This is a genomic window from Pseudomonadota bacterium, assembly GCA_010028905.1.
Classification (GTDB): Bacteria; Vulcanimicrobiota; Xenobia; order RGZZ01; family RGZZ01; genus RGZZ01.
The window spans coordinates 1-6,990 of sequence record RGZZ01000272.1 but is presented as its reverse complement, the minus strand read 5'-3'; the positions used below and the strand labels follow the sequence as shown (position 1 = coordinate 6,990).

6 protein-coding genes are annotated in these 6,990 nt (G+C 67.1%); 2 read left to right on the top strand and 4 right to left on the bottom strand.

Going from position 1 to position 6,990, the window contains the following annotated elements; all coding sequences use genetic code 11:
- Positions 1 to 29: 29 nt before the first annotated feature.
- Complete coding sequence (locus EB084_16570) at positions 30 to 1,202, top strand: CocE/NonD family hydrolase (protein NDD29871.1); 1,173 nt, start codon at positions 30 to 32, stop codon at positions 1,200 to 1,202.
- 196 nt (positions 1,203 to 1,398) lie between these two features.
- Positions 1,399 to 1,653 carry a hypothetical protein gene (locus EB084_16565; GenBank protein ID NDD29870.1) on the top strand — a complete coding sequence of 85 codons (255 nt, stop codon included), beginning with the start codon at positions 1,399 to 1,401 and terminating at the stop codon, positions 1,651 to 1,653.
- A 102-nt stretch (positions 1,654 to 1,755) separates the two neighbouring features.
- On the opposite strand, the gene EB084_16560 is transcribed toward EB084_16565, so the two are convergent.
- From EB084_16560 to EB084_16545, 4 genes are all read right to left on the bottom strand, one after another.
- Positions 1,756 to 2,901 carry an FtsX-like permease family protein gene (locus EB084_16560; GenBank protein ID NDD29869.1) on the bottom strand — a complete coding sequence of 382 codons (1,146 nt, stop codon included), beginning with the start codon at positions 2,899 to 2,901 and terminating at the stop codon, positions 1,756 to 1,758.
- Positions 2,902 to 2,949: 48 nt separating this feature from the next.
- Positions 2,950 to 3,702, bottom strand: a complete 753-nt coding sequence (locus tag EB084_16555; protein NDD29868.1) for an ABC transporter ATP-binding protein — start codon at positions 3,700 to 3,702, stop codon at positions 2,950 to 2,952.
- Positions 3,702 to 5,387 carry an efflux RND transporter periplasmic adaptor subunit gene (locus tag EB084_16550; protein ID NDD29867.1) on the bottom strand — a complete coding sequence of 562 codons (1,686 nt, stop codon included), beginning with the start codon at positions 5,385 to 5,387 and terminating at the stop codon, positions 3,702 to 3,704. The genes EB084_16555 and EB084_16550 overlap by 1 nt, the downstream gene beginning before the upstream one ends.
- Positions 5,384 to 6,990, bottom strand: a 1,607-nt coding sequence (locus tag EB084_16545) for a TolC family protein (GenBank protein NDD29866.1), incomplete at its 5' end; no start/stop codon positions are given. The genes EB084_16550 and EB084_16545, both read right to left, overlap by 4 nt.

The window sequence follows — 6,990 nt, the reverse complement described above, 5'->3', positions numbered from 1 at the left end:
CGGCCGCGCAGCCGTGGTCGACGGGACGCGTGGGCCTCAACGGCGTGTCGTATCTCGCGCTCAGCCAGTGGGGGGCGGCCGCCACGCGCCCGCCTCACCTGTGCGCCATCTGCCCGTGGGAAGGCTTCTCTGATCTGTATCGCGATCTCGCCTGCCCTGGCGGCATCGAGGAACGTGGGTTCTTCGCCATCTGGAGCCGCGGCGTGCGCGCGGGCGGACGCATCTCGCTCGATCTCCTGGGCGAGCAGGCACGTCATCCCGAGCGCGACGACTGGTGGGCCGAGCACACCCCGCGCCTCGACGACATCGAGGTTCCCATGCTGGTGTGCGGCAGCTTCTCCGATCACACGCTGCACACGCGGGGCTCTTTTCGGGGGTTCGCGCGCGCCAGCTCGAAGCATCGGTGGCTCTACACCCACCGCGGCGGCAAGTGGTCGGTCTACTACTCGCGCGAGGCCCTCGAAGCCCAGGCGCGCTTCTTCGACTGGGCATTGAAGGATGAGGACAACGGCATGGCCGATGTGCCGCCGGTGCGTCTCGAGGTGCGCCGCTCTCGTCGAGAGATCCACGAGGTGCGTCACGAAGCCGCGTGGCCGCTGCCCTCGACCGTGTTCACGCCCCTCTGGCTGCGCTCCGACGGGCGGCTCGATCGCGATCCGTCAGAGGCGGGGAGCGCGCTCTCGTTCGACACCCGGAACGGACGCCTGACCTTCACCTATACCTTCGATCACGACACCGAGATCACCGGTCCGATGAAGCTGCGCCTCCACGTCGAGGCGCGGGGTGCCGATGACCTGCATCTCTTCGCGGGGGTGCGCAAGTTCAGCAACGGGCGCGAGGTCACGTTCGAGGGGGGATACGGCTTCGGCCTCGACATGGTGACCCGTGGATGGCTGAAGGCATCGCATCGCGCCCTCGATCTCGAGCAGACGCGCGATTGGCAGCCCGTGCACACCCATCGCAATCGGCAGCCTCTCTCCCCGGGTGAGATCGTGGCGGTCGACATCGCGCTGCTGCCCTCGTCGACCTTCTTTGCCAAGGGCGAGTCGATGCGCCTCGACGTCCAGGGGCGCTGGTTCTATCTCTGGAACCCTTTTCTCGGCGCCTTCCCGGCACGCTACGCGCCGTCACCGCCCGCCACGTGCGTTGCGCACGTGGGCGGTGTGCACGATGCGCACCTGCTGGTGCCGTTCATCCCGTAGCCCTGCCTGGCGCGCGTCTCGAATGTGCCACAAGCGTGTCACGGATGTTCACATCGGTGAAACATCGGCAACATGAAGTTCACAACTCGGGCTTGCGCCCCCCTGTCGTGATGCGCCATCATGGGGGCATAAGGCAAGGCTGGAGCGCCTCGAGACGAATCGAGGCCATCGGTAGATGAGGAAGGATCCATCGCACATGGCGGGCTGCACCTCTATCTCTTCATTCTCGGTTTCCGGTGATGGCATCGCGGTCCTGGGTCGCTCGATGATCGCCCCCGAGAACGCCCTGGCGAGCGCCGCGCGCGTCGCCTCGGTGTGGGCCCTTCTTCTCTCCGCCTCCACGCCAGACAGCGGCATCGCCGCTCGGCCCGAGCCTGGGCAAGGTTGGCCTCGCGGTCTTCTGGTCGCGAACAACACCCTCGAGTCAGACGGCTTCGGGCCGTCTCGGTAGTCGGTCCCTCTCGATACGTTCGGTCTCATTTCTGCGGCCTCGCTCGTCGAGGCCCTTTTCATTTCCGTCGGCCCGGGGGCGGGCGGAGGAAGACGCGCGCGGCTACTCGTGGCGCAGCGCTTCGATGGGGTCGAGGCGCGACGCCTTGAACGCGGGATAGAGCCCGAAGAAGACGCCCACCACCGCTGAGAACCCGAACGCAATCACAACGGACTCGGTCGACACCATGAGCGGCCATTCCGAGAAGCGCGCGGCTCCCTTCGAGATGCCGTACCCGAGCATGATGCCAAGGGTTCCACCCAGGAGCGAGAGCATCATCGATTCGACCAGGAACTGCAGCAGGATGTCCTGGCTGCGCGCGCCCAGCGCCATGCGGATGCCGATCTCGCGGATGCGCTCGGTCACCGATACCAGCATGATGTTCATGATGCCGATGCCGCCCACGAGCAGCGATACCGAAGCGATGCCGCCGAGCAGCATGGTGAAGATGCGCGCAGAGGCCGCGGCGGTCTGCGCGAACTCAGCCTGGGTCCGGATGCTGACGTCGTCTTCCTCGCCAGGTCCGATGCGATGGCGCTGGCGCATGAGCGCGGAGATCTCGCTCTTCGCCTTCTCGACCAGATCTTTCGAGCGCGCGCTCACCATGGCGTAGCGCAGGAACTGCAGGTGGAAGAGGCGTTTCATGGCCGTGGTATAGGGAACCAGTACGGTGTCGTCCTGGCTGTTGCCCATGGCGGTGTCGCCTTTTTCTGTCAGCACACCCACCACCCGCACGGGCACGTTGCGTACGCGGATGGTGCGGTCGATGGGGTCCTCGCTGCCGAAGAGCTGGTCGACCACGACCTGGCCGAGTACGGCGACCTTGGCACCAGACCGCACCTCGTCTTCGAGAAAGAAGCGCCCCTTGGCCAAGGGCCAGTTGCGCACGATGGGGTAATCGACGCCCGCGCCGCTCACCTGGGTCTGCCAGTTCTGGTTCGCATAGACGATCTGGGCACCGTTGCTCGTCATAGGCACCGCGGCCAGCACCGATGGGCACTCCTTGGCCATGGCGCCCACGTCATCGGCCGTGAGGGTGCTGCGACCGTACGCGCCGCTGCGCACGCCGCCCTGGGTCACCGAGCCAGGAGAGACGAAAAGCATGTTGGTGCCCAGGCTGTTGATGGTTGATTCAACCGAGGTGCGCGCCCCCGTGCCGATGGCGAGCATGCTGATGACGGTGGCCACGCCGATGATGATGCCCAGCATGGTGAGGAAGGTGCGCAGGCGGTTGCGCACGAGCGCACGCAGCGCGGTTCATGCGTCGACCTCGAGGCTCATGGTCTCGAGTGTGGCTGCGGCGCTGACGCGGTTGGTCACCGCCACGTCTGAGCGGATGCGCCCATCCCGGAACGTGATGATCCGGCGGGCGTACTGGGCGATGTCGGGTTCGTGGGTGACGAGGATGATGGTGAGCGCTTCTCGCTCGTTGAGGTCTTGAAGGATGCGCATGACCTCGACCGAGGTGCGGCTGTCGAGGTTGCCGGTGGGCTCGTCGGCCAGCAGTATGGCCGGGCGGTTCACCAGCGCGCGCGCGATGGCCACGCGCTGCTGCTCGCCGCCGGACATCTGGGTGGGCACGTGGTGGGTGCGCTTTCCCAGCCCCACGGCCGTGAGCGCGGCGGTGGCACGTTCCACCCGCTCGCGTGCGGAGGCCTCACCGGCATAGAGCATGGGCAGCTCCACGTTCTCGAGGGCCGAGGTGCGCGCCAGCAGGTTGAACCCTTGAAACACGAATCCGATCTTGCGGTTGCGGATGCCGGCCAGGTCGTCGCGCGACAGCGATGAGACCTCGACGCCATCGAGCACGTAGCTGCCCCCCGTCGGGCGGTCGAGGCACCCCAGGATGTTCATGGTGGTCGACTTGCCAGACCCCGACGGCCCCATGATGGCCACGAAGTCACCTCGTTCGACCACGATGTCGACGCCGCGCAGGGCGCGCACCTCCACCTCGCCGGTGTGGTACACCCGCGTCAGCCCGCGAGCCTCGATGACCGTCTCGCCCGGCATCAGAAGAACCGCATTCGGCTCGAGCTCTTGCCCTTGCTGCTGTCGCCGCCCTGCTCGTTCGACCCGGTGATCACCTTGTCGCCCTCCTTCAGGTCGCCGCGCATCACCTCGGTGCTCTGACCATCGGTGATGCCGAGAAACACCTTGCGCGGCTCGAGGCGGGTCGAATCGCCGGGGTCTTGCACCCACACCTTCTGCGGCCGCGTCGAGATGTTTGTGTCGATCCGGCCCGGGGGGAGCGTCGGGCTGTCTTCCTGCTTGCGGGAATGTCCGCCGTTCTTCTTTCCGTCGGTGGGTGCGCCACCCGGTGCGTCGCTGGGGGCTGCGCTGGCCTTGTCGCGCTTCTCTTCGTCCCCTCTTCCGCCAGGCTTGAAACGGATCGCGGCGTTGGGCACCAGCAGCACGTCCTTGCGGGTCTCCACGTCGATGCTCACGGTAGCCGTCATCCCGGGCTTGAGCAGCAGGTCCGGGTTCTTCGTTCGCACCATCACCACGTAGGTGACGACGTTGTTCACGGTCACGGGGGCCTGGCGGATCAGGCGCACCTCACCGGCGAACTTGCGTCCGGGGAACGAGTCGACGGTGAACGTGGCGTGCGCGCCGGTGCGCACGCGTCCGATGTCGGCCTCGTCGATGTTAGACGCCACCTCCATGGTGGTGAGGTCTTCGGCCAGCGAGAAGAGATCGGGGGCCTGGAAGTTGGCGGCTACGGTCTGCCCGATCTGCACCTTGCGGTCGACCACCACGCCGTCGATGGGCGATCGGATGGTGGTGTACGACAGGGTGGTGCGATGCTGTGTCAGCAAAGCCTTCTGGGCCCGCGTCTGCGCTTCGGCGGCGCGCATCGAGGCCAGCGACTGCTCATGCTGGGCCATCGCCGATTGCTGGCGCATCCGGGCGGTCTCGATCTCCATCTCGGCCGATCGGGCCGTGAACTCGGCTGCCCGGGCGGTGGCCTGGGCGGCGTCAACCTGACCACGAGCGGCGCCGACGGCGGCACGGGCGTTTGTGAGCTGGGTGCTGGTGGTGTCGTAGTCGCTGCGAGGAATGAGGTCCTTGGCCAGCAGCGTCTTGTTGCGCGAATGGTTGATCTCGGCCTGGTGAAGGTCGGACTGTGCCTTCTGGAGATTCGCCTGGGCGGCCCGCAGCCCGGCGTTCGCGTTCGCCACCGCGGCGCGCGCCGACGCGGCCTTTGCCTGGAAGCTCAAGACCGAGGCCCCGGCCGAGGTGATGCCGGCAGAGGTGTCCTTCTCGGCCGCGCGCGCGTTCTGGAAGGCGGCTTCGGCGTTGCTCACGGCGGCTTCGGCCTGGTCGACCTGGGCCTGGAAGGTGGCTTGATCGATCTGGGCCAGGGCCTGCCCCTTCTTGACCGGGGAGTTGTAGTCGACGTAGAGGTGGCGTATGATTCCGGAGACCTGGCTGCCCACCTCGAGGGCGGTGACCGCGTTCAGGGTGCCGGTGGCCGTGACGTGCGAGCTCACCTCGCCTCGCGTTACGAGACCCGTCTCGTACTCCACGGCGGCCTTCGTGCTCGTGGGGCGCATCCACATCCAGGCTGCGCCCAGGGCCACGATGACCGTCATCACAATGATGACGGCACGGGTCGCGCGGCCGTGGCGAGCGGAGCGTCGCGCGTGCTCGCAGGGATCGGTGCGGTGGAGGTTGGGGTGCAAGGTGATCTTCATGGCCGTCTCTCTTGGAGGTTCGTCGCGGAATCCGGGCGCGGGGTGGGGACGTCGGGGAGCTTCAACGTGCTCCCGGGGATGCGTTCCGGCACGATGGGAGATGCCGGCGGGGGCAGGTCCTTGATGCTCTCGACGGCGGTGTCGCGCTCGAGCTGGGCTCGGGCCGTGCGCAGGTCGCTCTGGGCTGTGGCAAGGTTCGACTGTGCCTGGGTGAGGGTGGTCTGGGCGTCGATGAAGTCGACGCTGCTGCCCAGCCCCACGGCGTATCGCTCGCGCGCGAGGCGGTAGTTCTCCTGGGCGTTGGTGACGCCCACCTGGGCCGTGTCGACCGCGATGCGCGCCTGCTCGAACGCGATGCAGTCATTCTCGACCTGACCGAACACGGTGAGGCGCAGGTTCTCGAGCTGCAACGCCTGCGACTCGGCCTGGGCGCGGTACTGGCTGGCCTGGTAGTGCGTGAGGAAGCCGTTGAACACGCTCCACCGAAGGCTCACGCCCCCGTTCCAGAACACGTCGAGGGGCGAGGGCACGCCGGTGTAGCCGTACGACACCGAGGCGCTGAACACCGGCAGGTTCAGGCGGTACTGCAGTTCGAGGGTGCACAGGGTGGCGCGCATCTGGGCCAGCAGGGCCAGCAGGTCGGGGCGCCGGGCGAGCGCGATCTGCAGCAGGCGTGGGGTGTCAAGGGAGACCGGCACGTCATCGGTCTGCTCGAGGTCGAGGTCGTACGGGGTGTCTCGGGGCGCTCCCATGGCCACGTTGAGATTCACCCAGGCGGTGCGAAGCGCGCCCTGCGCTTTCACCAGGTTGAAGCGAGCGGTAGCGAGGTTGGCCTGGGCCATGGTGATGTCGACCCGTGCCTTCGTGCCTGCGCGATACAGCTCTTCGGCCTGCCGCACATGCTCGGTGTTGCTGGCCACCGCCTGCTCGTTGATCTTCACCAGAACCTGGTTCACGAATGCGGAGAAGAACTGCTGGCGCACGTTCAAGGTCACGTCATTCCGTTTGCCGGCCAGCTGGTTCTTCAGCGCGGCCACGTTCTGCTCGGCAGCGCGCACCTGCAAGGTGCGCTGTCCGAAGTCGTACAGGGTCTGGGTCAGGCTCGTCGATCCGGTGATGGTGTCGCGAGAGCTCGCCTGGGTCTTGTTGCTCTTGCTGAAGACCAGCGATCCGGTCGAGGGATCGACGCTGTTGCCGTTCACGGTGACCGTGCTCTCGGAGTAGGCGTGCTGGTAGCTGCTGCTCAGCGAGAGGTTGGGGTAGTAGGTGGAATAGGCCTGATTGAGCTGGGCTACCGACACCTCGACGTTCTTGCGGGCGGCCGCGATGATGGGGCTCTGGGCCTGGGCGTTGGCCACGGCCTGGCTCACGGTGAGGCGTGCGCGCACAGGGGCTGGCGCGGTCTTGGGCGCGACCGTCTGGGGCGTGGGCGAAGGCACTGCCTGGGCAGCGGCGCGGAGGGGCGCGGGCGTCGCAGGGGCCTGTGCGACGGCGGGGGTGCGTGTGAGGGCGGTGAGAAGCGAAGCGATGTGCGCCGCGCAAACGTAGATCGGCCTGGGCATGGGCAGAAGCGGTTTCGCATCGGGCGCCTCGATCCCTCTGT

Bases quoted from the DNA above. Each gene is read 5' to 3' on its own strand.
- EB084_16565 (NDD29870.1), top strand. From the start codon at position 1,399: ATGGCGGGCTGCACCTCTATCTCTTCATTCTCGGTTTCCGGTGATGGC.
- EB084_16560 (NDD29869.1), bottom strand. From the start codon at position 2,901: ATGCTGGGCATCATCATCGGCGTGGCCACCGTCATCAGCATGCTCGCC.
- EB084_16555 (NDD29868.1), bottom strand. From the start codon at position 3,702: ATGCCGGGCGAGACGGTCATCGAGGCTCGCGGGCTGACGCGGGTGTAC.
- EB084_16550 (NDD29867.1), bottom strand. From the start codon at position 5,387: ATGAAGATCACCTTGCACCCCAACCTCCACCGCACCGATCCCTGCGAG.